The sequence below is a fragment of the Halomonas sp. ND22Bw genome, assembly GCF_003011945.1.
Classification (GTDB): Bacteria; Pseudomonadota; Gammaproteobacteria; order Pseudomonadales; family Halomonadaceae; genus Halomonas; species Halomonas halophila.
Genome location: NZ_PXWD01000002.1, coordinates 97,747 through 118,800, shown reverse-complemented (window position 1 = coordinate 118,800; position 21,054 = coordinate 97,747). Strand labels below are relative to the sequence as shown.

Sequence of the window (21,054 nt, the reverse complement as noted above, 5' to 3'; positions counted from 1 at the left end):
CCGCCATGTTCGACATCGGCTTTCTCGAACTCCTGTTCATCGGCGTGGTGGGGCTGCTGGTGCTGGGTCCCGAGCGCCTGCCCAAGGCCGCCCGCACCACCGGGATGTGGGTCGGCCGCATCAAGCGCACGGTCTCCGGCATGCAGCGCGAGATCAACGCCCAGCTCGAGGCGGAGGAGCTGCGTCAGAAGCTCAACGAGCAGCAGAAGAAGCTCGACGAGGGCATCAACCGGGTCAAGCGCGACGTCGAACGCTCGGTGGAAACGCCCGCCGATCAGGGCGATCGCCGCGCCGGCGCCACCCCCAAGGAACACGCCGAGGCCTCGCCCGAGCATCGCCTCGACGACGCCCTGGGGCGCGTTCGCCGGCAGGCCGATGACGCCGACTCCGACGCCCACGAGGACGCCTCTTCCCGATGAGCCAAACCGACGATTCCCAGGGCCCCGGACAGGCGCAGGCCCCGCTGATCGAGCACCTGATCGAGCTGCGCTCGCGGCTGCTGCGCGCGGTGATCGCGATACTCGTGATCTTCCTCGGCCTCTACGCCTTCGCCAACGACATCTACGCCTTCGTCGCCCAGCCGTTGATGGCGCTGCTGCCGGAAGGCTCGCGGATGATCGCCACCGAGGTGGCCTCGCCGTTCCTGGCGCCCTTCAAGCTGACCCTGGTGGTGGCGGTGTTCATCGCCGTGCCCTTCGTGCTGCACCAGGCCTGGGCCTTCATCGCCCCGGGGCTGTACGACAACGAGAAGGCCCTGGCGCTGCCGCTGCTGGCCTCCAGCGTGGCGCTGTTCTACGCCGGGGCCGCCTTCGCCTACTACGTGGTCTTCCCGCTGCTGTTCCAGTTCTTCACCCAGACCGGGCCGGAAGACGTGGCGGTGATGACCGACATCAACCAGTACCTCAACTTCGTGCTCAAGCTGTTCTTCGCCTTCGGCGTGGCCTTCGAGATCCCGATCGCCACCTTCCTGCTGATCCTGAGCGGGGCGACCACGGTGGAGAGCCTGTCGAAGAAGCGCCCCTACGTGGTACTGGGCTGCTTCGTGATCGGCATGCTGATGACCCCGCCGGACGTGGTCTCCCAAAGCCTGCTGGCGGTGCCGATGTATCTGCTCTACGAGGTCGGCCTGCTGTTCGGCCGGCTGGTGCGTCGCAAGCGCGACCGGGAGGCCGCCGACGAGGAAGCCGCCGAGGAATAGGCAAGCACATCATCCATGACATGAAAAAACCCCGAGGGCCCAGGCCCTCGGGGTTTTTCTTGTCGCTCGGCGCTTGTAGCTCGTGGCTCGGCGCTTACAGGTCCATCAGCTCGTCGATGCGATCCACCAGCTTGAAGATGCCGGTGGCCGCCTCGCCCAGGCGGGTGGCGATCATGTAGGCCGGCGTGGTCACCACGCGATGCTCGAAGTCGACCACGATGTCCTCCACGCCACAGCTGCGATGCAGGCCGCCCATGCTGCTGATGGCGCCCGCCACGCCCGGATCGTGGCCGATGGTGACGGCAATGCCCGGCCCCAGCAGGCGCGGCACCATCACCGGCGCGATGCACATCAGGCCGATCGGCTTGCGGTCCTCGTGGAACTCGCCCAGCACGTCCACCAGCCCCTCATGGATCACCATGTCGGCGCCCGCCTCGGCGAAGTTGGAGAGATTCTTGGCCGCGCCGAAGCCGCCTGGCAGGATGACGGCGTCGAACTCGTCGGCCTCCAGCTCGGCCAGCGGAGAGATCTCGCCGCGCGCCAGTCGCGCCGACTCGACCAGCACGCTGCGCCGCTCCTCGACCGCCTCGCCGCTGCGATGGTCGATCACGTCGCTCTGGTCAATGTCGGGGGCGAAGCAGCGATAGCCGATGCCCAGCTGGTCCAGACGCAACAGGGTCAGGGTGGTCTCGTAGATCTCCGAGCCATCCTGAACACCGCATCCCGACAGAATGACCGCCACCTGCTTGCTCATTATGCGTCTCCTTGTGCGCCCCCCGCCGGTCGTCGACGGGGCCGATGAACATGAAGTCACCACTTTAGAGAGTCGCCGGTAGCGCGACAAGACGCGTCTTTCGGCGCCGGGGCGCGCTGATATACTCGAGAGAGTCCTGCTACCGGACGACTGTCATCATTTTGTCATTTATTGGCACCAGACTTGCCACGGCGGCCGAGCCCGGCCCCGCCTGCCCCTGATCGTCTCCGGCAACAGACGATGCGCGACGCCTCCCGGCGCCACGGGCAGGACGGCATCATGAACGATAACGCCCGACGAGCGACGCGGCCGCCCGCGGGCCGACGACAGGGTACTTCCATGGACGATTCACGTAGCCCCGACACCTCGGTCACCTCCGAGCCCGCCGCGACAGGCGAGCTCCAGAGCGAGATGCCCACACCGCGCATCAACCAGACCCGCACAGGGATCAAGCCCAAGGCGCTGCCCGACCCCGAGGCCGACCTCGCCGACCCCGGCCTCTACTTCAACCGCGAGCTCTCCCATCTGCAGTTCAACGTGCGGGTGCTGGAGCAGGCCCTGGACGAGGCGCATCCGCTGCTCAACCGGTTGATGTTCCTGCTGATCTTTTCCTCGAACATGGACGAGTTCTTCGAGATCCGCGTGGCCGGCCTGAAGAACCAGATCATGGTCGGCGACGCCTCCTCCGGCGCCGACGGTCGCTCGCCGCGCTCGGTACTGAGCGAGATCTCGCAGATCGCCCACGAACAGGTCGATCGCCAGTACCGCATCCTCAACGACACCCTGCTGCCCGCCCTCGAGGGCCAGGGCCTGCGCTTCCGCCGCCGCGGCGACTGGACCGAGGCCCAGCGCACCTGGGTCAAGGACTACTTCGAAAGCGAGATCATGCCGGTGATCAGTCCCATCGGCCTCGATCCCTCGCACCCCTTCCCGCGCCTGGTCAACAAGAGCCTCAACTTCATCGTCGAGCTCGAGGGCAAGGACGCCTTCGGCCGCGAGGGCGGCCTGGCCATCCTGCCCGCCCCGCGCTCGCTGCCCCGGGTGATCGCCCTGCCCGACGAGCTCTGCGAGGAAGGCTTCACCGAATACGTCTTCCTGTCGTCGATGATTCACGCCCACGCCGAGGAAGTGTTCCCCGGCATGAAGGTGAACGGCTGCTACCAGTTCCGTCTGACCCGCAACGCCGACCTCTCGGTGGACCCCGAGGACGTCTCCGACCTGGCCTCGGCGCTGCGCGGCGAGCTGCTCTCGCGCCGCTACGGCAGCGGCGTGCGTCTCGAGGTCGCCAACAACTGCCCCGACGAGCTGACCGAGTTCCTGCTCAAGCTGTTCAAGCTCGAAGAGGCCGATCTCTACCGGGTCAACGGCCCGGTGAACCTGACCCGCATGATGTCGGTGCTGGGCGAGGTGGAGCGCCCGGAACTGTGCTATCGCGCCTTCACGCCCGGCCTGCCCAAGGCGCTGCGCAAGCGCGACAGCGTGCTGCAGGCCATGGCCGAGCAGGACATCCTGCTGCACCATCCCTTCCACTCCTTCTCCCCGGTGGAGGAAATGCTGCGCGAGGCCGCCCGCGACCCCGAGGTGCTGGCCATCAAGCAGACCCTCTACCGCACCGGCGCCGACTCCCCCATCGTCAACGCCCTGGTGGAGGCCGCCGGCAACGGCAAGGAAGTCACGGTGGTGATCGAGCTGCGGGCGCGTTTCGACGAGGCCGACAACCTGGCCCTGGCCTCGCGCCTGCAGGAGGCCGGCGCCATCGTCATCTACGGCGTGATGGCCTACAAGACCCACGCCAAGATGATGCACATCGTGCGGCGCGAGAAGGGCCAGCTGCGCCACTATGCCCACCTGGGCACCGGCAACTACCACTCCAAGACCGCCAAGCTCTACACCGACTACAGCCTGCTGACCGCCAACCCCGTGCTGTGCGCCGACGTGCACAAGGTCTTCCAGCAGCTCTCGGGCATGGGCCGGGCGCGCCAGATCGAGAAGCTGCTGCACGCGCCCTTCACCCTCCACGAGCGCATCGTGGCGATGATCGATCGCGAGGCCGAATTCGCCCGCAAGGGCAAGCGCGCCCACCTGATCATCAAGTGCAACTCGCTGACCGAGCCCAAGCTGATCCAGGCCCTCTACCGGGCCTCCCAGGCCGGCGTGGAGTGCGACCTGATCATCCGCGGCATGTGCTGCCTGCGCCCCGGCCTGCCCGGCATCTCCGAGACCATCCGGGTGCGCTCGATCATCGGCCGCTTCCTGGAGCACACCCGGGTGTTCCACTTCCACAACGACGGCAAGCCCGAGACCTGGGGCTCCAGCGCGGACTTCATGGCCCGCAACATGTTCCACCGGGTCGAGACCTGCTTCCCGCTGCTGGACAAGAAACTCGCGGCCCAGGTGCGCAAGGACCTGGAGACCTACCTGGTCGACAACTGCCAGAGCTGGCTGCTGCAGCCCGACGGCACCTACGTCAAGCAGGCGCCCGGCGACGCCGCGCCGATCAGCGCCCAGGAGACGCTGCTCTACGCCTACGCCGCCCACGCCTGACGCAAGACGCCCCGCCAATGGCGGGGCGTCTTCGTTTCCGCGACGGCCATGCCGGTCAGGCGGTCTCGCGCAGCCTCTCCGCGGCCGTGGTCAGCAGATGCTCGGTGGTCTCCCAGCCGATGCAGGCGTCCGTGACCGAAACCCCGTGGCGCAGCGCGCCCGGCACCAGCGGCTGCTTGCCCTCGTGGAGGTGGCTCTCCAGCATCAGCCCCATCAGCGAGCCGTCGCCCGCCAGCCGCTGGTTGAGCACGTCGAGCATCACCTCGCTCTGGCGGCGATGATCCTTGCGCGCGTTGGCATGGCTGCAGTCGACCATCAGCCGCGGGGGCTGGCCGGCGTCCTCCAGGGTCCGTCGCGCCGCCGCCACCTGGGGCGCGCGGAAGTTGGGCTCGCCGTGACCGCCACGCAGTACCGCATGGGTATGCGGGTTCCCGGGGGTCTCGCACACCTCGGGGCGACCGTCGGGCCCCATGGCGAAGTGCTGGTGGGGATGGGCGGCGGCGCGCATGGCGTCAACCGCCACCTGCAGGTCGCCGCTGGTGGCGTTCTTGAAGCCGACCACCGCCTCCAGGCCGCTGGCCAGCTCACGATGCAGCTGGGACTCGGTGGTGCGGGCGCCGATCGCCACCCAGCTCAACAGGTCGTCAAGGTAGGGCGCCAGCATCGGCTGCAGCAGCTCGGTGGCCACCGGCAGGCCGAGCCCGGCGATCTCGCGCATCAGCGAGCGGGAGAGCTCGAGGCCGCGAGCCAGGTCGCCGCTGCCGTCCAGGTCCGGGTCGTAGGCCAGCCCCTTCCAGCCGACGGTGGTGCGCGGCTTTTCGACGTAGACCCGCATCACCGGCAGCAGGCGATCCTCGACCCGCGGCGCCAGCTCGACCAGGCGGCGGGCGTACTCGAGGGCGGACTCGGGATCGTGGATCGAACAGGGCCCGACGACCACCAGCAGGCGGTCGTCACGCCCGGCCAGGATATCGCGGATGGCCTGGCGCTGACCCTCGATGCGCCGGGCCAGGGCCGGCTCGAGCGGCAGGGCGTGGTGGAGCTCCGCCGGCGTGGGCAGCGGATTGGCGGTGCGGCGGGCCGGGGCGGATTCAGCGCTGGTGGCGAGGGAAACGGGGGCATTCATGGGGCATCAACTCCGTGAGCGTGAAGGTCGGGACAAGGTCATGCCACCGGCAAGCCCACGGTCGGAGGTGGCGCACTGAGCCGACCGCTCGTCGATAAATCGCCAGCCATAGCCGTAATAGTCCCGGCCCAGGATGCGGAACTCGGCGTGGTGGCGATCGAATGCGGTCATGAAACTCTCCTCGAGTGTTGAATACCAGAAACGCAGAACCCCCGGGCGGGGCCGCCGTCCGGGGGTTCTGAGTCTCGGAGGCAGCCCTGGGCGGGCGTGCCTCGCGGCGTCGTCCTGTACGATCAGGACACGGCCGCCGGCACGCCGGCGCTAAACCAATAGCCCTGCCAATAATAGGCGTCACCGACGACGGTCTCGTGACCACGGGCCATCGCCGCCGGGAAGGCGGTCATCGGGCGGCGCGGGATCAGGGACAGGCTCGGTGTCATGGGACTCTCGGTGTTTCGCGATGGTTCGCGTGAGGGTGATCCTGAATATCAGACTCCATCCTGCCCGCTCCCGGGCCGGATGGCAAGGCTCAGCCGGTGGCGAGCCGGATCCAGGCGATGGTACCCGGCAGGCCGCTCATGCCGATCAGCACCACCAGCCCCAGGAAGACGGACAGCAGCCCGCTGTCGTCCTTGACGTCATCGTCATGCTGCGCCATGGGCCCCTCCTCGCATCGTCGGCGGCTATCGCCAGTCTAGGCGCTGCACGCCGGATCGGCGAGCCGCCCCACTAGCGAAGATGCCGTCCGCCGTCGACCGGCAGGGTGATGCCCGTCACGTAGCGGTTATCCAGCAGGTAACGCAGGCTCTGATGGATCACGCCCGGCCCCGGGATCAGCCCCATCGCCGACTTGGCCCGAGCCTTCTCGGCGTAGGCCTCGTCGTCGTCCTCGTTGAGCATGATCATCGCCGGGGCGATGGCGTTGACCTGGATCGACGGCGCGTACATGGCGGCGAACGACAGCGTCAGGTTCTCGAGCCCGGCCTTGGAGGCGGCATAGGCGGCGTGCTTGCGCGAGCCCTTGCTGGCGACGAAGTCGGTCATGTGAACGATGTCGCGCATCGGCTCGCTGCAGGCCTCGAGCAGCTCGCGGGCGCCGAGGTTGATCAGGTACGGCGCCAGCATGTGCACCCGGAACAGCCGTTCGAAGTTGTCCCCGGCCTCGGGCCCGGCCACATCGGGCGCCCAGTCGCTGGCGTTGTGGACGATGGCACGCAGCGAGGACGTCTCGGCCCTGAGCCGCTCTAGGAAGTCCTCGATGCCGGCCTGGCTGTCGAAGTCGGCCTGCAGGGTGACGACGCCACGGCGCCGCAGCGCCTCGAGCGCCTCGCGCTCGCGACGGTAGCTGACGATCACCGGATGGCCCTCGTCGATCAGCCGCTCGGCGCAGTGGCGCCCCAGGCGCTGGGCGCCGCCGGTGATCAGGATCGGCGAGGCGCTCATGCCCGGCCTGCCCTCACCAGGCTGCCCACGGTAGGCACCAACGGGTCGCGCGGCGCATAGGCGAAGACGTCGGAGAACACCCGCGACGGCTCGAGCCCCAGCGAGGCCAGCACGTCGACGCAGGCATAGACCATGCCCGGCGAGCCGGAGAGATAGACGTCATGGCCGGAGACGTCGACGTCGTCGAGCGCCTCGCCCAGCGCCGCGTCGATGCGCCCGGCATGGCCCTGGACGCGTTCGTCGGCGAAGTCGTCGCCCATGCCCTGCTCGCTGACTCCGTGGAAGGTCAGGTTCGGATGCTGGGACGCCCACTCCCGGGCCAGGCTCTCGAGGTAGAACTCGCGACGTTCCTTGGCCGCCCACCACAGCGCGATCTCGCGCGCCGGGTCGGCGTGCAGCGCCGCCTCGACGATCGCCTTCATCTGCGCGAAGCCGGTGCCAGCGGCCACCAGCAGCAGCGGGCGGGTGCTGTCCGGATCGAGCACGCAGTCGCCGCTCGGCAGCCGCAGGGTCAGGTGCTGCGCCTCCACCAGCAGCTCGCGCAGCCGCGCCGAGTTGGAGCGCTCCGGCCAGTGCTGGATGTGCAGCTCCAGCCGGCCGTCGCCCGCATGGGCATTGGCGATGGAGAACGGCACCCAGGTCTCGGGGTCGAGCGCCATCTCCAGATACTGGCCGGGCGCATGGGCCATGGCTTCGGCGCGGCCTTCCAGGCGCACCCGGAAGACGTCGGGGGTGAGGTCCTCGACCTCGACGACCTGGCAGGTCAGGGTCCTTGCCGTCATGAATGCCTCTTGTCGTTATCAGGGGTGTCGATGCCCAGCTCGTCCCAGCGTTCGCTGACGCGGGCCTTGACGGCCTCGTCCATGACGATGGGCGTGCCCCATTCGCGATCGGTCTCGCCGGGCCACTTGTCGGTGGCGTCCAGGCCCATCTTGGAGCCCAGCCCCGCCACCGGCGAGGCGAAGTCCAGATAGTCGATGGGGGTGTTCTCCACCATCACCGTGTCCCGCGCGGGGTCCATGCGGGTGGTGATGGCCCAGATCACGTCCTGCCAGTCGCGGGCGCTGACATCGTCGTCGAGCACCACCACGAACTTGGTGTACATGAACTGGCGCAGGAAGCTCCACACGCCCATCATCACCCGCTTGGCGTGGCCGGGGTACTGCTTCTTCATGGTCACCACCGCCATGCGGTAGGAGCAGCCTTCCGGGGGCAGGTAGAAGTCGACGATCTCGGGGAACTGGCGGCGCAGGATCGGCACGAACACCTCGTTCAGCGCCAGCCCCAGCACCGCGGGCTCGTCCGGCGGGCGGCCGGTGTAGGTGGAGTGATAGATGGCGTCGCGGCGCATGGTCATGCGCGTGACCGTGAACACCGGGAAGGTCTCCACCTCGTTGTAGTAGCCAGTGTGATCGCCGTAGGGGCCTTCCGGAGCGGTGTCGTCCGGATAGAGGAAGCCCTCGAGGATGATCTCGGCGGAGGCCGGCACCTCGAGGTCGGCGTGGCCGCACTTGACCAGCTCGGTGCGCGAGCCTCTCAAGAGCCCGGCGAAGGCGTACTCGGAGAGCGAATCCGGCACCGGCGTCACGGCGCCGAGGATGGTCGCCGGGTCGGCGCCCAGCGCCACCGCCACCGGGAAGGGCTCGCCGGGATGCTCGCGGCACCATTCCTGGAAGTCCAGGGCGCCGCCGCGATGCGACAGCCAGCGCATGATCAGGCGATTGCGCGAGAGCTTCTGCTGGCGGTAGATGCCGAGGTTCAGGCGCGACTTGTGCGGCCCCTTGGTGATCACCAGCGGCCAGGTGACCAGCGGCGCGGCGTCGCCGGGCCAGCAGTGCTGGATCGGCAGGCGGTCGAGGTCGACGTCATCGCCCTCGAGCACCACCTCCTGCACCGGCGCGCGCTTGAGCCGCTTGGGGCCCATGCTCATCACCTGCTTGTAGACCGGCAGCTTGTCGAGGGCATCGCGGAAGCCCTTGGGCGGCTCCGGCTCCTTGAGGAAGGCCAGCAGTTCGCCGACCTCGCGCAGCGCGGTGACGGACTCCTGGCCCATGCCCAGGGCGACCCGCTTCGGCGTGCCGAACAGGTTGCCGAGCAGCGGCATGTCATGGCCCTTGACGTTCTCGAACAGCAGCGCCGGTCCGCCGGCCCGCAGGGTGCGGTCGCAGATCTCGGTGATCTCCAGATAGGGGTCCACCTCGGCGGTCACGCGCCTGAGCTCGCCCTGCTCTTCCAGCGCGGCGATGAACTCGCGCAGGTCCTTGTACTTCATGCGGCCTTCCCGTTATCCCGAACGACGCAAAAGGGGCAGCATAGCATGCTGCCCCTTCGGGATGCTGCGGTGAGGACCGCCAAGGGCGATCCTCACTCTATCCAGGACCGAGGCCCAGAACCAAGACATTGAGAACTGGCCGTTGCGAGCGAAGACGAGACAAGGCGGAAAACAGCGAAAGCGCGGAGTTTACTTTAGTAAATGAGCAGCTTGAGCTGTTTTCCAACGCCGTATCGTCGAGCGCAGCAGGCCAGGATCAACGTCTTTTCATGGCCTCGAAGAACTCCAGGTTCGTCTTGGTATCCTTGAGACGGTCGATCAGGAACTCGGTGGCCGCGGTATCGTCCATCGGGTTGAGCAGCTTGCGCAGGATCCACATGCGCTGCATCTCGTCCTCGGAGGCGATCAGGTCCTCGCGGCGGGTGCCGGAGCGACGGATGTTGAGGGCCGGATAGACGCGCTTCTCGGCGAGCTTGCGGTCCAGGTGGGCCTCCATGTTGCCGGTGCCCTTGAACTCCTCGAAGATCACCTCGTCCATCTTGGAGCCGGTATCGACCAGTGCCGTGGCGATGATGGTCAGGCTGCCGCCTTCCTCGATGTTGCGCGCCGCGCCGAAGAAGCGCTTGGGCTTCTCGAGGGCGTGGGCGTCGACGCCGCCGGTCAGCACCTTGCCGGAGGACGGCACCACGGTGTTGTAGGCGCGCGCCAGGCGGGTGATGGAGTCGAGCAGGATCACCACGTCCTTCTTGTGCTCGACCAGGCGCTTGGCCTTCTCGATCACCATCTCGGCGACCTGCACGTGGCGGGCCGGCGGCTCGTCGAAGGTCGAGGCCACCACTTCACCGCGCACGGTGCGCGACATCTCGGTGACCTCCTCGGGCCGCTCGTCGATCAGCAGCACGATCAGGTGACACTCGGGATTGTTGCGCGTGATCGAGGTGGCGATGTTCTGCAGCATCAGCGTCTTGCCCGCCTTGGGCGGCGAGACGAGCAGGCCGCGCTGGCCCTTGCCGATGGGGGCGGTCAGATCGATGATCCGCGCCGTGAGATCCTCGGTGGAGCCGTTGCCGATCTCCATGCGCAGCCGCTCCTGGGGGAACAGCGGCGTGAGGTTCTCGAAGAGGATCTTGTGCTTGGCGTTCTCGGGCTTGTCGAAGTTGATCTCGCTGACCTTCAACAGCGCGAAGTAACGCTCCCCTTCCTTGGGCGGACGAATCTTGCCGGAGATGGAGTCGCCCTTGCGCAGGTTGAAGCGCCGGATCTGGGAAGGCGACACATAGATGTCATCGGGGCCGGCCATGTAGGAACTGTCGGCGCTGCGCAGGAAGCCGAACCCGTCCTGCAGGATCTCCAGCACGCCGTCGCCGTAGATCGCCTCGCCGCTCTTGGCGTGCTTCTTGAGGATGGCGAAGATGATGTCCTGCTTGCGGGAACGCGCCAGGTTGTCGATGCCCATCTCGCGGGCGATCTCCAGGAGTTCCGGCACGGGCTTTTGCTTGAGTTCGGTAAGATTCATCGGTGTGTTCAGAAGTTGCTCGTGAAAGCCGGGCAGTCGTGCGCCGTATGGGATAAAGAGGCGAGACGTTAACGCCGCGTGGATGCGTTCAGAGCCCGGACAGGCTGCCTCTCGTCGGATGCGGGTCATGGCCACGGGCGGGCGACCGCTGAGGGTGCCGGGCCAGTCTCGGGAGCGAGGGAGCAGGTTCGTTTTCGCCTGAAATCAGCGCAGCGGGCCATGGGCCGGGAAGAGGGCTGATTGCAGAGGGCTATCTGACGACTTGGAAAAAATGACCGTGGCGTGGTGGCCATGGGCGGTCGGGAAGCATTCGGAACAGGCGAACGCCCCGATACTAGTCAAGGGCGACGGGAAACGCAATACCCGCGCCAAGCCCGCTCCGGCGCGATTGACAAGCCCGATGGACGACCGCAACCTTTTTGGCCAGTCTCCCTGAAGGACCCGCCATGACCGCGCCCAAGGACCGGCACGACGCCGATGCCAGCGAGCTCGAGCTCGCCCCCCGCCGACTCGCCGCCATCGATCTCGGCTCGAACAGCTTTCACCTGCTGGTCGCCAACTATCGCGACGACCGCCTGCAGGTCGTCGCCCGGCAGGGCGACAAGGTCCAGCTGGCCGCCGGCATCGACGAGGACGGTCAGCTCAACGAGGACGCCATGACCCGGGCACTGGACTGCCTGGCCCGCTTCGCGCCCTTCCTAGAGGGCATCGCCCCGCCCGACCTGCGGGTGGTCGGCACCAACGCCCTGCGCGACGCCGACAACAGCCAGGAGTTCATCGATCGCGCCGAGGCCCTGCTGGGTACCCGCATCGAGATCATCGCCGGCCGCGAGGAAGCCCGCCTGATCTATCTGGGCGCCGCCCACGCGGTGGCCGAGGACGGCCGCCGGCTGATCGTCGACATCGGCGGCGGCTCCACCGAGTTCATCATCGGCGAGCACTTCGAGCCCCAGGCCCTGGAGAGCCTGAGCATGGGCTGCGTGACCTTCACCCGTCGCTTCTTCGACGGCGGCGAGATCACCGAGAAGCGCATGCGCCGCGCCGAGCTGGCCGCCCTCTCCGAGCTCGCCAACATCCAGAAGCCCTTCCAGAAGCTCGGCTGGAGCGACCCGGTCGGCTCCAGCGGCACCATCAAGGCCGCCGCGGCGGTGATCGCCGCCGCCGGCAAGTCGCCCGAGGGCGTGATCACCCGCCAGGGCCTGGCCGACCTGCGCAAGCGGCTGCTCAAGTGCAAGCGCCTGGACAGGGTCGCCATGGACGGCCTCAAGGCCGATCGCGCCCGGGTCTTTCCCGCCGGCATCGCCATCCTCGGCGCCATCTTCGAGGCCTTCGACCTGGAAGAGATGCGCTACTCCGACGGCGCCCTGCGCGAGGGCGTGCTCTACGACCTGGCCGGCCGCAACAGCCCCGAGGACTCGCGCCTCAAGACCCTGGCCAATCTCGAGCGCGTCTACGGCGTCGACGCCCGTCAGGCCGACAACGTCGCCGCCACGGCGCTGGCACTGTTCGCACAGGTGCGCGAGGCCTGGCGGCTGGACGAGGATCAGGCGCGCTTCCTGGAATGGGCCAGCCGGCTCCACGAGGTGGGCCTGGCCATCTCCCACAGCCAGTTCCACCGCCACGGCGCCTACCTGCTGGAGCACTCCGACCTGGCCGGCTTCTCGCGCCCCGAGCAGCGGCAGCTGGCTTTCCTGGTCCGCGCCCACCGGCGCAAGTTCCCGCACAAGGAATGGCAGGCCCTGCCCGCCGCCGAGCGCCCCGCCATGTCACGGCTGGCCCGGCTGCTGCGCCTGGCGGTGATCCTCAACCACTCGCGCCCCGAGCAGCCGCCCGAGACACCCACGCTCACGACCGACGACGGGGACGCCCTGCGACTGCACCTCGAGGCGGAGCAGGACCCCAGCCTGCTGCTCGCCGACCTGGAGCAGGAAGTCGCTTACCAGCAGGCCGCCGACCTGACGCTGATCCTCGCCACCGACTGACCCTGGCCCACGGCTGAGCCCGCTCAGCCGCTTCGCCAGCCCTCGGCGCAGGCCAGCCAGCCCGAGGGCCGCCCCACCGCGACCGCGTCGTCGCCATGCCAGGCGACGATCAGCCCGGTCCGCTCCCAGGGCGGCAGCCCCCACTCCTGCAGCAGACGCTTGAGATCACGGCGGCCTCGGCCCGCCAGGCGCAGCCGCTCGCCGCCGACCCGCGGCGCCAGCGTCAGGGTCGCCGGCCGGCCATCCTGGCGGCACAGGCCGCACTCGAGCGGCCCCAAGGGCGTCACAAGCGGCGCTCGGCCGTTCCAGTCGACGCGCCATCCGGCCGGCAAGGGCACGGCCGGCGCCAGCAGATACAGCCTCCCGCGCCAGACCCGCGCCTCGGCGCCCACCCAGGCGACGCGCACCTCGGCGTCGCGACGCGCCTCGAGCTGGTCGAGCAGCGTGGCCAGCCGGGCGGAAGGCGGCCGCGGCAGACCACGTCGCTCCAGGCAGTGGCGGATCAGCAGGCGACGGCGCGGCGCCGAGCGCGCCAGAAGGGCGTCGAGGGGCAGGCAGGACGGCTCGCCCCCCAGCCGTGCCAGGTCCTCGGCGGCGAATTCCTCGAGCAGGCCATCGGCCTCACCGGCATGCGCCGCGCTGCGGGCCAGCCCCGCCGCGGCGTGCGGCCAGCGCTCGGCCAGCAGCGGCAGCGCCCGATGGCGCAGGAAATTGCGATCCAGCGCGGTGTCGGCGTTGCTCGGATCCTCGACCCAGGCAAGATTCAGACGCCGGGCCTCGGCCTCCAGCGCCGCGCGGGAAACGTCGAGCAGCGGGCGCACGCGGCGGCGTCCGGCGAGATCATGCACCGCCGGCATCGCCGCGAGCCCGCGGGGACCGGCGCCGCGCAGCGCCGCCAGCAGGAAGGTCTCGGCCTGATCGTCGCGATGCTGGGCCAGCCACAGAGTCTCGCCGGCGCCGACGCGCCGGGCGAAGGCCGCATGGCGCGCGGCCCGCGCCTCGCCCTCGAGCCCAAGCCCCGCCTTGGCATCGACCGCGGCACGCTCGACGAACAGCGGCACCCCGAGCCGCGAGCACAGCCACCGGCAGTGACGCTCGAAGTCGTCGCCGGCGGCCTGCAGGCCGTGGTGCACGTGCAGCGCCCGCAGCGGGCGCGGATGACGCCGACAGGCCTCGGCGGCCAGGGTCAGCAGCAGCGCGGAATCGAGCCCGCCGGAGAGCGCCACCCACACGCCGCACCCCGGCGGAGTCTGGGCCAGGGCGCTGTCGATCGTGGCTTGCAGGGAAGAAGGCGCGAGGCTCATGGGCAGGGAGACCGCTGTGACATCGAGTTAGCAGAGCCATCGCCACCCAGCCAGCGGCCTCTTCGAGCGACGATCTAGGCTGGGCCCGTTCCCGACGGGCCAACGCACTTCCCACATCCCTGTGGGTCGCTAGGCGGAGAAGACCGAAGCCGCGGAGTTTACTTGCGGCTAAATGAGCAGGATGAGGTCTTCTCCAACACCGCCAGATCGAGCGCAGAAAGGCCCGATATCAAACAGGGGCGCCGTAGCTCATCAGGCGCTTGTACCGACGCTCCAGCAGGGCATCGGTGTCCATGCCCTCGAGGCGTTCGAGGCTCTCGGTCAGCGCGGTACGGATGCGCTCGGCGGTGTCCATCGGCTTGCGATGCGCGCCACCCAGCGGCTCGGGGATCAGGGTATCGACGAAGCCCAGCTCCTTGAGGCGCTCGGCGGTGATGCCCATGGCCTGGGCGGCCTCGGAGGCCTTCTCGGCGCTCTTCCACAGGATGGAGGCGCAGCCCTCGGGGGAAATCACCGAATAGGTGGAGTACTGCAGCATGGCCAGCTCGTCGCACACGCCGATGGCCAGCGCGCCGCCGGAGCCGCCCTCGCCCACCACGGTGGAGACGATCGGCGTCTTGAGCCGCGACATCACCGCCAGGTTGTAGGCGATGGCCTCGGACTGGCCGCGCTCCTCGGCGTCGATGCCCGGGTAGGCGCCCGGGGTGTCGATGAAGGTCAGCACCGGCATCTTGAAGCGCTCGGCCATCTCCATCAGGCGGCAGGCCTTGCGATAGCCCTCGGGGCGCGGCATGCCGAAGTTGCGGCGCACCTTCTCCTTGACGTCACGGCCCTTCTGGTGGCCGATGACCATCACCGGCTTGTCGTTCAGGCGCGCCACGCCGCCGACCAGGGCCGCGTCGTCGGCGAAGTTGCGATCGCCGTGCAGCTCGTCGAAGTCGGTGAAGACGTGCTCGAGGTAGTCGAGGGTGTAGGGACGCTGGGGATGGCGCGACAGCTGCGACACCTGCCAGGCGGTCAGATCCTTGAAGATCGACTCGGTGAGCTTGCGACTCTTCTCCTCGAGCCGGCCGATCTCGTCGTTCAGGTTGACCTGGCTGTCGTTGCCGACCAGGCGCAGCTCCTCGATCTTGGCCTGAAGCTCGGCGATGGGCTGTTCGAAGTCTAGGTAGTTGGGGTTCATGGGATAGCCTTGTCTCGTCGGCCGAAGAGGCGACCGGGGGGAAGCGTCAAACGGTGTTCATTATCGCACCCTGACACGCCCACGCAAGGCGAGCCAGGGTGCCTGCACATTGTCGGTGCGTCGCGTGTCAACGGTAGCGCAGGCGCACGCCGTCCTGGCCCTCGACCTCGCGCAGGGCGATCAGCAGCTCGTCGGAGGGCGTGACCCGCCACTCCTCGGCCAGCTCCAGCCAGCCGCTGGCCGCGGCGCTGCGGTAGCGCAGCCGCACCGGCAGGCCCTCGCCGCTGCGGTAGGGAGCCAGGCTGTCGCGCAGGCTGTCCACCAGCCGGCCGTTGGCGCGTTCGCCGTCCAGCGCCAGCTCCACCGCCTGGCCGTAGCGGGTGCGGGCGTCGACCATCGGCGTGATCTCCTTGCCACGCAGGCGCAGGCCGCCCGAATAGTCGTCGCTCTGCACCTCGCCTTCCACGATCAGCACCTGGTCGGTGTCCAGGCGGCTGCGCACCTGATCGAACAGCTCGCCGAACAGCGAGGCCTCGATGCGGCCGGTGCGGTCGTCCAGGGTGACGAAGGCCATGGTGTCGCCGCGCTTGGACTTCATGGTGCGCATGCCGACCACCAGCCCGGCGACCCGCTGCGACTCCCGGGACGGCTTGAGGTCGCCGATGCGGGTGGAGACGAAGCGCTCGAGCTCCTTCTCGTACTCGTCGATGGGATGACCGGTCAGATACAGCCCGAGAGTATCCTTCTCGCCGCCCAGGCGCTCCTTGTCGGTCCAGTCACGGGCACCGCGATAGTCGGCGTAGACGTCGGTGTCGTCCTCTTCATCGGAGGCGGCGAAGGCCTCGCCGAACATGTCCATCATGCCCAGGTTCTGGTTGGCCTGGTTCTGGGCCGCAGCCTTGAGCGCGGCCTCCAGCGAGGCGGCCATCACCGCGCGGCTCGGGCCCAGGTTGTCCAGCGCCCCGGAGCGGATCAGCGCCTCCAGGGTGCGCTTGTTCATGCGCTTGGGATCGACCCGCTTGCAGAAGTCGAACAGGTCGCGGAAGGCGCCGCCCTCCTCCCGGGCCTCGACGATGGCGCCGATGGGGCCCTCGCCGACGCCACGGATGGCGCCCAGGCCGTAGACCACCCGGCCCTCGTCATCGACGGTGAACTTGTAGCCGCCGACGTTGACGTCCGGCGGCGTCACCGTGAGCCCGATATGGCGGCACTCCTCGATCAGCGGCACCACCTTGTCGAGGTTGTCCATCTCGGTGGACATCACCGCCGCCATAAAGGGCCCGGGATAGTGCGCCTTCAGCCAGGCGGTCTGATAGGACACCAGGCCGTAGGCCGCCGAGTGCGACTTGTTGAAGCCGTAACCGGCGAACTTCTCCACCAGGTCGAAGATGTTGCCCGCCAGGTCCTTGTCGATGCCGTTCTCGGCGCAGCCCTCCATGAAACCGGCGCGCTGCTTGGCCATCTCCTCGGGCTTCTTCTTGCCCATGGCGCGGCGCAGCATGTCGGCCTGGCCCAGGCTGTAGCCGGCCATCACCTGGGCGATCTGCATCACCTGCTCCTGGTACAGGATGATGCCGTAGGTGGGCTCGAGCACCGGCTTGAGCAGCTCGTGCTGGTAGTCCGGGTGCGGATAGGCGACCTCGGCCCGGCCATGCTTGCGGTTGATGAAGTCGTCGACCATGCCCGACTGCAGGGGCCCCGGACGAAACAGCGCCACCAGGGCGATCATGTCCTCCAGCGAGTCCGGCAGCAGGCGCTTGATCAGCTCCTTCATGCCGCGGGATTCGAGCTGGAACACCGCTGTGGTCTCGGCCTTCTTGAGCATCTCGAAGGTCGGCTTGTCGTCCAGCGGGATGGCGTCGATGTTCAGCGGCCCCTGCCCTTCCGCGGCGCGCACCTTGTCGACCATCTCCAGCGCCCAGTCGATGATGGTCAGGGTGCGCAGGCCCAGGAAGTCGAACTTGACCAGCCCGGCGTCCTCGATGTCGTTCTTGTCGTACTGCACGCGCAGGCCGCTGCCGTCCTCGTCGCAGATCAGCGGCGAGAAGTCGGTGAGCTTGGTCGGCGCGATCACCACGCCGCCAGCGTGCTTGCCGGTGCCGCGGGTGATGCCCTCGAGCTTCACCGCCATGTCCCAGATCTCTTGGGCCTCCTCGTCGGCGTCGAGGAACTCCTTGAGCTGGGGCTCGTCCTCGATGGCCTTGGCCAGGGTCATGCCGACCTCGAAGGGGATCAGCTTGGACAGCTTGTCGCCCAGCGAGTAGGGCTTGCCCTGGGCGCGGGCCACGTCGCGCACCACCGCCTTGGCGGCCATGGTGCCGAAGGTGACAATCTGCGAGACGGCGTCGCGGCCGTAGCGCTCGGCCACGTAGTCGATCACCCGGTCGCGCTTCTCCATGCAGAAGTCGACGTCGAAGTCGGGCATCGAGACACGCTCGGGGTTCAGGAAGCGCTCGAACAGCAGGTCGTATTCGAGCGGATCCAGATCGGTGATCTTCTGCGCATAGGCCACCAGCGAGCCGGCGCCGGAGCCCCGCCCCGGGCCGACGGGGACGTCGTTGTCCTTGGCCCACTGGATGAAGTCCATCACGATCAGGAAATAGCCCGGGAAGCCCATCTGCAGGATGATGTCGAGCTCGAAGTCGAGCCGCTTGCGGTAGCGGGCATCGATCTCGGCGTACTCGTCGCCGTCGCGGGGATACTTGTCCACTGGGTAGAGGAAGTCCAGGCGCTCGGTCAGGCCGTCGTGGGAGATCTTGCGGAAGAACTCCTCCTGGGTCATGCCCTCGGGAATGCCGTATTCCGGCAGGAAGATCTCGCCCAGGCGCACGTCGACGTTGCAGCGCGCGGCGATCATCACGCTGTTTTCCAGCGCCTCGGGAATGTCCGAGAATAGCTCGGCCATCTCCTCGGGGCTCTTGAAGTACTGCTCCTCGGTGTAGCGACGCTCGCGACGCGGGTCGTCCAGCGCCTTGCCCTCACCGATCGAGACCCGGGTCTCGTGGGCCCAGAAGTCCTCGCGCTCGAGGAAGCGCACGTCGTTGGTGGCCACCACCGGGGTGCCGGTCTCGACGGCGAGGTCCACCGAGAGGTGCACGCACTCCTCCTCCAGCGGCCGGCCGGTGCGGGTCAGCTCCAGGTAGTAGCGCCCGGGGAAGGCGGCCTGCCATTCGTCGAGCAGGGCCCGGGCCTCGGCGTGGTGATCGGTCAGCAGGTGGCGGCCGACGTCGCCCTCGCGCCCGCCGGACAGGGCAATCAGCCCCTCGCTCTGCTCGAGCACCCAGCGCCGGTCCAGCAGCGCCACGCCGTCCTTCTGCCCCTCGACCCAGCCCCGCGAGATCAGCTCGGTCAGGTTGCGGTAGCCGACGTCGCTCATGGCCAGCAGCGTCAGGCGGTAGGGATGTGCCTCGTCGTTGGGGTTGGCGAGCCAGAAGTCGCCACCGATGATCGGCTTGAGGCCGGCCCCCTGGGCGCCGCCGTAGAACTTGACCAGGGCGAAGAGGTTGGCCTCGTCGGTGAGCGCCAGTGCCGGCACGCCCTGGTTGCCCGCCGCCTTGATCAGCGGCTTGAGACGCACCAGGCCATCGACCAGGGAAAATTCGCTGTGCACACGGAGATGAACGAAGGGAGCGGTCATGGCGGACTCGGGCTTGATGATGGGAAATGGGTCGACGCTGTCTGTCACAGCGTCAGAAAGCAAGCAGGCGTCAGGCCTCCGAAGTGTCGGACCATCGAGGAGGCGCTGTGACCCCCTCCCTGGGCGCTACCGACGCCCTGCAGCGCTCTCGCATCCTGCTCCGCTTGCAGGGCCTGGGTTGGCCATCCATGGCCAACCCGTTCGGAGGAATCCTCCTCACCCCTGGCGTAGGACCTCCTCTACGGCCTGCCCCCTGCGCGACGGGATGTGGACAAGTTAGAGCAGGTTCAGCTGGCGCTTGACGGGCGCAAAGGAGCGCCGGTGCTCGGGCAACGCCCCGAGGCGCGCCAGGGCGGCCAGGTGCTCGGGCGTCGGGTAGCCCTTGTGGCGGGCGAAGCCATAGTCGGGATGGCGCGCGTCCAGCGCCAGCATGTCGGCGTCGCGGGCCACCTTGGCCAGGATCGAGGCCGCGGCGATCGCCGGATGACGGGCGTCGCCCTTGACCACCGCCTGGCCCGGCACATGATGCCCGGGGAGCCGATTACCGTCCACCAGCAGATATTCCGCGGCCGGCGACAGCGCATCGATGGCGCGCCGCATGGCCAGGTGCGTGGCGTGATAGATGTTCAGGCCATCGATCTCGTCGGGGCTGGCCTCGGCCACGGCGAAGGCCAGGGCCCGCTCGCGGATCCGGGCGTCCAGCGCCTCGCGGCGCTTGGCGGTCAGCTTCTTGGAGTCGGTCAGCCCGTCGATCGGCGCGGCCGGATCGAGGATCACCGCGGCGGCCACCACCGGGCCGACCAGCGGGCCGCGCCCGACCTCGTCGACCCCGGCCAGATGCGTGCCGCGATAGTCGACGACCAGCGGCGGGAAGTCCTCGGCCTTCATGTGCCCTCCTCCAGCGCCTCGGGCGCCACCGAGGCAGGCAGCGCGCGGCGCGCCACCAGCGCCTCGACGGCATCCACCGCACGGCGGCTGGCATCGCGCTGCAGCCCTTCGTGCATGGCCGCGAAGCGCGCCTCGAGGGCGTGGCGCGCCTCGGCGTCGTCGAGCAGAACGGCGAGCTCGGCGGCGATACCCTCGGGGCTGGCGTCGTCCTGGATCAGCTCCGGCACCAGGGCCTCCCGGGCGATGAGATTGGGCAGCGAGATCCATTCGGTCTTGACCAGCCGCTTGGCCAGCCAGTGGGTCATCGGCGCCATGCGGTAGGCCACTACCATGGCGCGGTGGCACAGCATGGCCTCCAGCGCCGCGGTGCCGGAAGCCAGCAGCACGGCATCGGCGGCCACCATGGCCTCACGGGACTGGCCGTCGACCAGGATCACCCGCTCGCGCAGCGCCTCGCGGCCCTCCAATAGCGCCTCGAGCTCGGCGCGCCGGGCCGGCGTGGCGGCGGGAATCACCACCCGCAGCGCCTCGCGCTCGCGGCACAGCCCCTCGGCGGCGTCGAGGAAGGTCGCCCCCAGGAAGCGGATCTCGTTGGCCCGGGAGCCGGGCAGCACGGCCAGCAGCGGCGCCTCGTCGGACACGCCCCGGGCGGGCAGCCCCAGCGCCTCGCGAGCCTCGCCCCGGTCGTTGACCAGCGGCAGCTCGTCGGCCAGCGGGTGGCCGACGAAGGCCACCGGTACCCGATGGCGGACGTAGAAGGCGGCCTCGAAGGGCAGGAAGGTCAGCATCGCGTCCACCGAGCGGGCGATGCCCTTGACCCGGCCCTGGCGCCAGGCCCACACGGAGGGGCTGACGTAGTGGGCGGTGGTCAGGCCGGCCTCGCGCAGCTGGCGCTCGAGCCCCAGGTTGAAGTCCGGCGCGTCGATGCCGATCACGATGTCGGGCCGCCAGTCGAGGGCGTCCTGGCGCAGCGTGCGGCGCACGCGCACCAGCCCCGGCAGGTGCTTGAGCACCTCGACCAGTCCCATCACCGAGAGGGTCTCCAGCGGGAAGCGGCTGTCGATGCCCTCGGCGATCATGCGCGGCCCGCCGATGCCCCGGAATTCGACGCCGGAGTGGCGGGCCTTGAGCTCGCGCATCAGCCCGGCACCGAGGATGTCGCCGGAAAGCTCGCCGGCCACCAGGTAGACGCGCGCGATCGTCATGG

At 68.7% G+C, this 21,054-nt stretch carries 18 protein-coding genes; 4 read left to right on the top strand and 14 right to left on the bottom strand.

The genetic code is table 11. From position 1 onward, the window contains the following. Window positions 1–5 precede the first annotated feature (5 nt). Both tatB and tatC read left to right on the top strand, forming a co-directional pair. A complete protein-coding gene (gene tatB / locus CVH10_RS03445) occupies window positions 6–419 on the top strand; it encodes a Sec-independent protein translocase protein TatB (RefSeq protein WP_106487826.1) in 414 nt (137 codons plus the stop codon). Further along, window positions 416–1,198 (top strand): twin-arginine translocase subunit TatC, encoded by a 783-nt coding sequence (gene tatC, locus CVH10_RS03440; protein ID WP_035592671.1) that lies wholly within the window; start codon window positions 416–418, stop codon window positions 1,196–1,198. The genes tatB and tatC overlap by 4 nt, the downstream gene beginning before the upstream one ends. A gap of 94 nt (window positions 1,199–1,292) precedes the next feature. On the opposite strand, the gene elbB is transcribed toward tatC, so the two are convergent. Next, complete coding sequence (elbB, locus tag CVH10_RS03435) at window positions 1,293–1,952, bottom strand: isoprenoid biosynthesis glyoxalase ElbB (protein WP_035592673.1); 660 nt, start codon at window positions 1,950–1,952, stop codon at window positions 1,293–1,295. A 339-nt stretch (window positions 1,953–2,291) separates the two neighbouring features. Here elbB and ppk1 point away from each other — a divergent pair, with 339 nt between their 5' ends. Then, entirely contained in the window at window positions 2,292–4,496 is a 2,205-nt protein-coding gene (gene ppk1 / locus CVH10_RS03430) for a polyphosphate kinase 1 (protein WP_035592675.1), read from the top strand. 55 nt (window positions 4,497–4,551) lie between these two features. Here the strand turns inward: ppk1 and CVH10_RS03425 are convergent, their stop codons facing one another. From CVH10_RS03425 to rho, 8 genes are all read right to left on the bottom strand, one after another. After that, window positions 4,552–5,622: a 3-deoxy-7-phosphoheptulonate synthase gene (locus CVH10_RS03425; protein WP_035592676.1), complete on the bottom strand. Its 1,071-nt coding sequence runs from the start codon at window positions 5,620–5,622 to the stop codon at window positions 4,552–4,554. A gap of 6 nt (window positions 5,623–5,628) precedes the next feature. Beyond that, window positions 5,629–5,793, bottom strand: a complete 165-nt coding sequence (locus CVH10_RS25560; RefSeq protein ID WP_173835022.1) for a hypothetical protein — start codon at window positions 5,791–5,793, stop codon at window positions 5,629–5,631. A 122-nt stretch (window positions 5,794–5,915) separates the two neighbouring features. Further along, window positions 5,916–6,062 carry a hypothetical protein gene (locus CVH10_RS25555; RefSeq protein ID WP_160174895.1) on the bottom strand — a complete coding sequence of 49 codons (147 nt, stop codon included), beginning with the start codon at window positions 6,060–6,062 and terminating at the stop codon, window positions 5,916–5,918. An 89-nt stretch (window positions 6,063–6,151) separates the two neighbouring features. Continuing rightward, window positions 6,152–6,280 carry a hypothetical protein gene (locus CVH10_RS27215; protein WP_258393721.1) on the bottom strand — a complete coding sequence of 43 codons (129 nt, stop codon included), beginning with the start codon at window positions 6,278–6,280 and terminating at the stop codon, window positions 6,152–6,154. A gap of 71 nt (window positions 6,281–6,351) precedes the next feature. Further along, window positions 6,352–7,065, bottom strand: coding sequence for a dihydromonapterin reductase (gene folM / locus CVH10_RS03420; RefSeq protein ID WP_035592680.1), 714 nt, complete (start codon window positions 7,063–7,065; stop codon window positions 6,352–6,354). Beyond that, on the bottom strand, window positions 7,062–7,847 hold the full coding sequence (locus CVH10_RS03415; protein WP_046078354.1) for an NAD(P)H-flavin reductase: 786 nt from the start codon (window positions 7,845–7,847) through the stop codon (window positions 7,062–7,064). The genes folM and CVH10_RS03415 overlap by 4 nt, the downstream gene beginning before the upstream one ends. Next, window positions 7,844–9,337, bottom strand: a complete 1,494-nt coding sequence (gene ubiD, locus CVH10_RS03410) for a 4-hydroxy-3-polyprenylbenzoate decarboxylase (protein WP_106487825.1) — start codon at window positions 9,335–9,337, stop codon at window positions 7,844–7,846. Before ubiD ends, CVH10_RS03415 begins: the two co-directional genes overlap by 4 nt. A gap of 256 nt (window positions 9,338–9,593) precedes the next feature. Beyond that, window positions 9,594–10,853 (bottom strand): transcription termination factor Rho, encoded by a 1,260-nt coding sequence (gene rho, locus CVH10_RS03405; RefSeq protein ID WP_016853467.1) that lies wholly within the window; start codon window positions 10,851–10,853, stop codon window positions 9,594–9,596. A 446-nt stretch (window positions 10,854–11,299) separates the two neighbouring features. On the opposite strand from rho, the gene ppx reads away from it, so the two are divergent. Further along, the gene (gene ppx / locus CVH10_RS03400; RefSeq protein ID WP_035592684.1) at window positions 11,300–12,835 is read left to right on the top strand and encodes an exopolyphosphatase; all 1,536 of its coding nucleotides are present in this window, start codon (window positions 11,300–11,302) and stop codon (window positions 12,833–12,835) included. 23 nt (window positions 12,836–12,858) lie between these two features. Here ppx and tilS read toward each other — a convergent pair whose 3' ends face one another. From tilS to lpxB, 5 genes are all read right to left on the bottom strand, one after another. Further along, entirely contained in the window at window positions 12,859–14,139 is a 1,281-nt protein-coding gene (gene tilS, locus CVH10_RS03395) for a tRNA lysidine(34) synthetase TilS (protein WP_106487824.1), read from the bottom strand. 229 nt (window positions 14,140–14,368) lie between these two features. Next, complete coding sequence (locus CVH10_RS03390; RefSeq protein ID WP_106487823.1) at window positions 14,369–15,322, bottom strand: acetyl-CoA carboxylase carboxyltransferase subunit alpha; 954 nt, start codon at window positions 15,320–15,322, stop codon at window positions 14,369–14,371. Window positions 15,323–15,449: 127 nt separating this feature from the next. Next, window positions 15,450–18,959, bottom strand: coding sequence for a DNA polymerase III subunit alpha (dnaE, locus tag CVH10_RS03385; protein WP_106487822.1), 3,510 nt, complete (start codon window positions 18,957–18,959; stop codon window positions 15,450–15,452). Between the two features lie 276 nt (window positions 18,960–19,235). Further along, window positions 19,236–19,847 (bottom strand): ribonuclease HII, encoded by a 612-nt coding sequence (gene rnhB, locus CVH10_RS03380; RefSeq protein WP_106487821.1) that lies wholly within the window; start codon window positions 19,845–19,847, stop codon window positions 19,236–19,238. After that, entirely contained in the window at window positions 19,844–21,052 is a 1,209-nt protein-coding gene (gene lpxB / locus CVH10_RS03375; RefSeq protein ID WP_106487820.1) for a lipid-A-disaccharide synthase, read from the bottom strand. The genes rnhB and lpxB overlap by 4 nt, the downstream gene beginning before the upstream one ends. Window positions 21,053–21,054 lie beyond the last annotated feature (2 nt).

Coding starts and splice junctions, on each gene's coding strand:
- rnhB (WP_106487821.1), bottom strand. CDS start 19,847: ATGAAGGCCGAGGACTTCCCGCCGCTGGTCGTCGACTATCGCGGCACG.
- tatB (WP_106487826.1), top strand. CDS start 6: ATGTTCGACATCGGCTTTCTCGAACTCCTGTTCATCGGCGTGGTGGGG.
- ubiD (WP_106487825.1), bottom strand. CDS start 9,337: ATGAAGTACAAGGACCTGCGCGAGTTCATCGCCGCGCTGGAAGAGCAG.
- CVH10_RS03425 (WP_035592676.1), bottom strand. CDS start 5,622: ATGAATGCCCCCGTTTCCCTCGCCACCAGCGCTGAATCCGCCCCGGCC.
- lpxB (WP_106487820.1), bottom strand. CDS start 21,052: ATGACGATCGCGCGCGTCTACCTGGTGGCCGGCGAGCTTTCCGGCGAC.
- dnaE (WP_106487822.1), bottom strand. CDS start 18,959: ATGACCGCTCCCTTCGTTCATCTCCGTGTGCACAGCGAATTTTCCCTG.
- ppx (WP_035592684.1), top strand. CDS start 11,300: ATGACCGCGCCCAAGGACCGGCACGACGCCGATGCCAGCGAGCTCGAG.
- tatC (WP_035592671.1), top strand. CDS start 416: ATGAGCCAAACCGACGATTCCCAGGGCCCCGGACAGGCGCAGGCCCCG.
- CVH10_RS25555 (WP_160174895.1), bottom strand. CDS start 6,062: ATGACACCGAGCCTGTCCCTGATCCCGCGCCGCCCGATGACCGCCTTC.
- folM (WP_035592680.1), bottom strand. CDS start 7,065: ATGAGCGCCTCGCCGATCCTGATCACCGGCGGCGCCCAGCGCCTGGGG.
- rho (WP_016853467.1), bottom strand. CDS start 10,853: ATGAATCTTACCGAACTCAAGCAAAAGCCCGTGCCGGAACTCCTGGAG.
- elbB (WP_035592673.1), bottom strand. CDS start 1,952: ATGAGCAAGCAGGTGGCGGTCATTCTGTCGGGATGCGGTGTTCAGGAT.
- CVH10_RS27215 (WP_258393721.1), bottom strand. CDS start 6,280: ATGGCGCAGCATGACGATGACGTCAAGGACGACAGCGGGCTGCTGTCC.
- CVH10_RS03415 (WP_046078354.1), bottom strand. CDS start 7,847: ATGACGGCAAGGACCCTGACCTGCCAGGTCGTCGAGGTCGAGGACCTC.
- ppk1 (WP_035592675.1), top strand. CDS start 2,292: ATGGACGATTCACGTAGCCCCGACACCTCGGTCACCTCCGAGCCCGCC.
- tilS (WP_106487824.1), bottom strand. CDS start 14,139: ATGAGCCTCGCGCCTTCTTCCCTGCAAGCCACGATCGACAGCGCCCTG.
- CVH10_RS25560 (WP_173835022.1), bottom strand. CDS start 5,793: ATGACCGCATTCGATCGCCACCACGCCGAGTTCCGCATCCTGGGCCGG.
- CVH10_RS03390 (WP_106487823.1), bottom strand. CDS start 15,322: ATGAACCCCAACTACCTAGACTTCGAACAGCCCATCGCCGAGCTTCAG.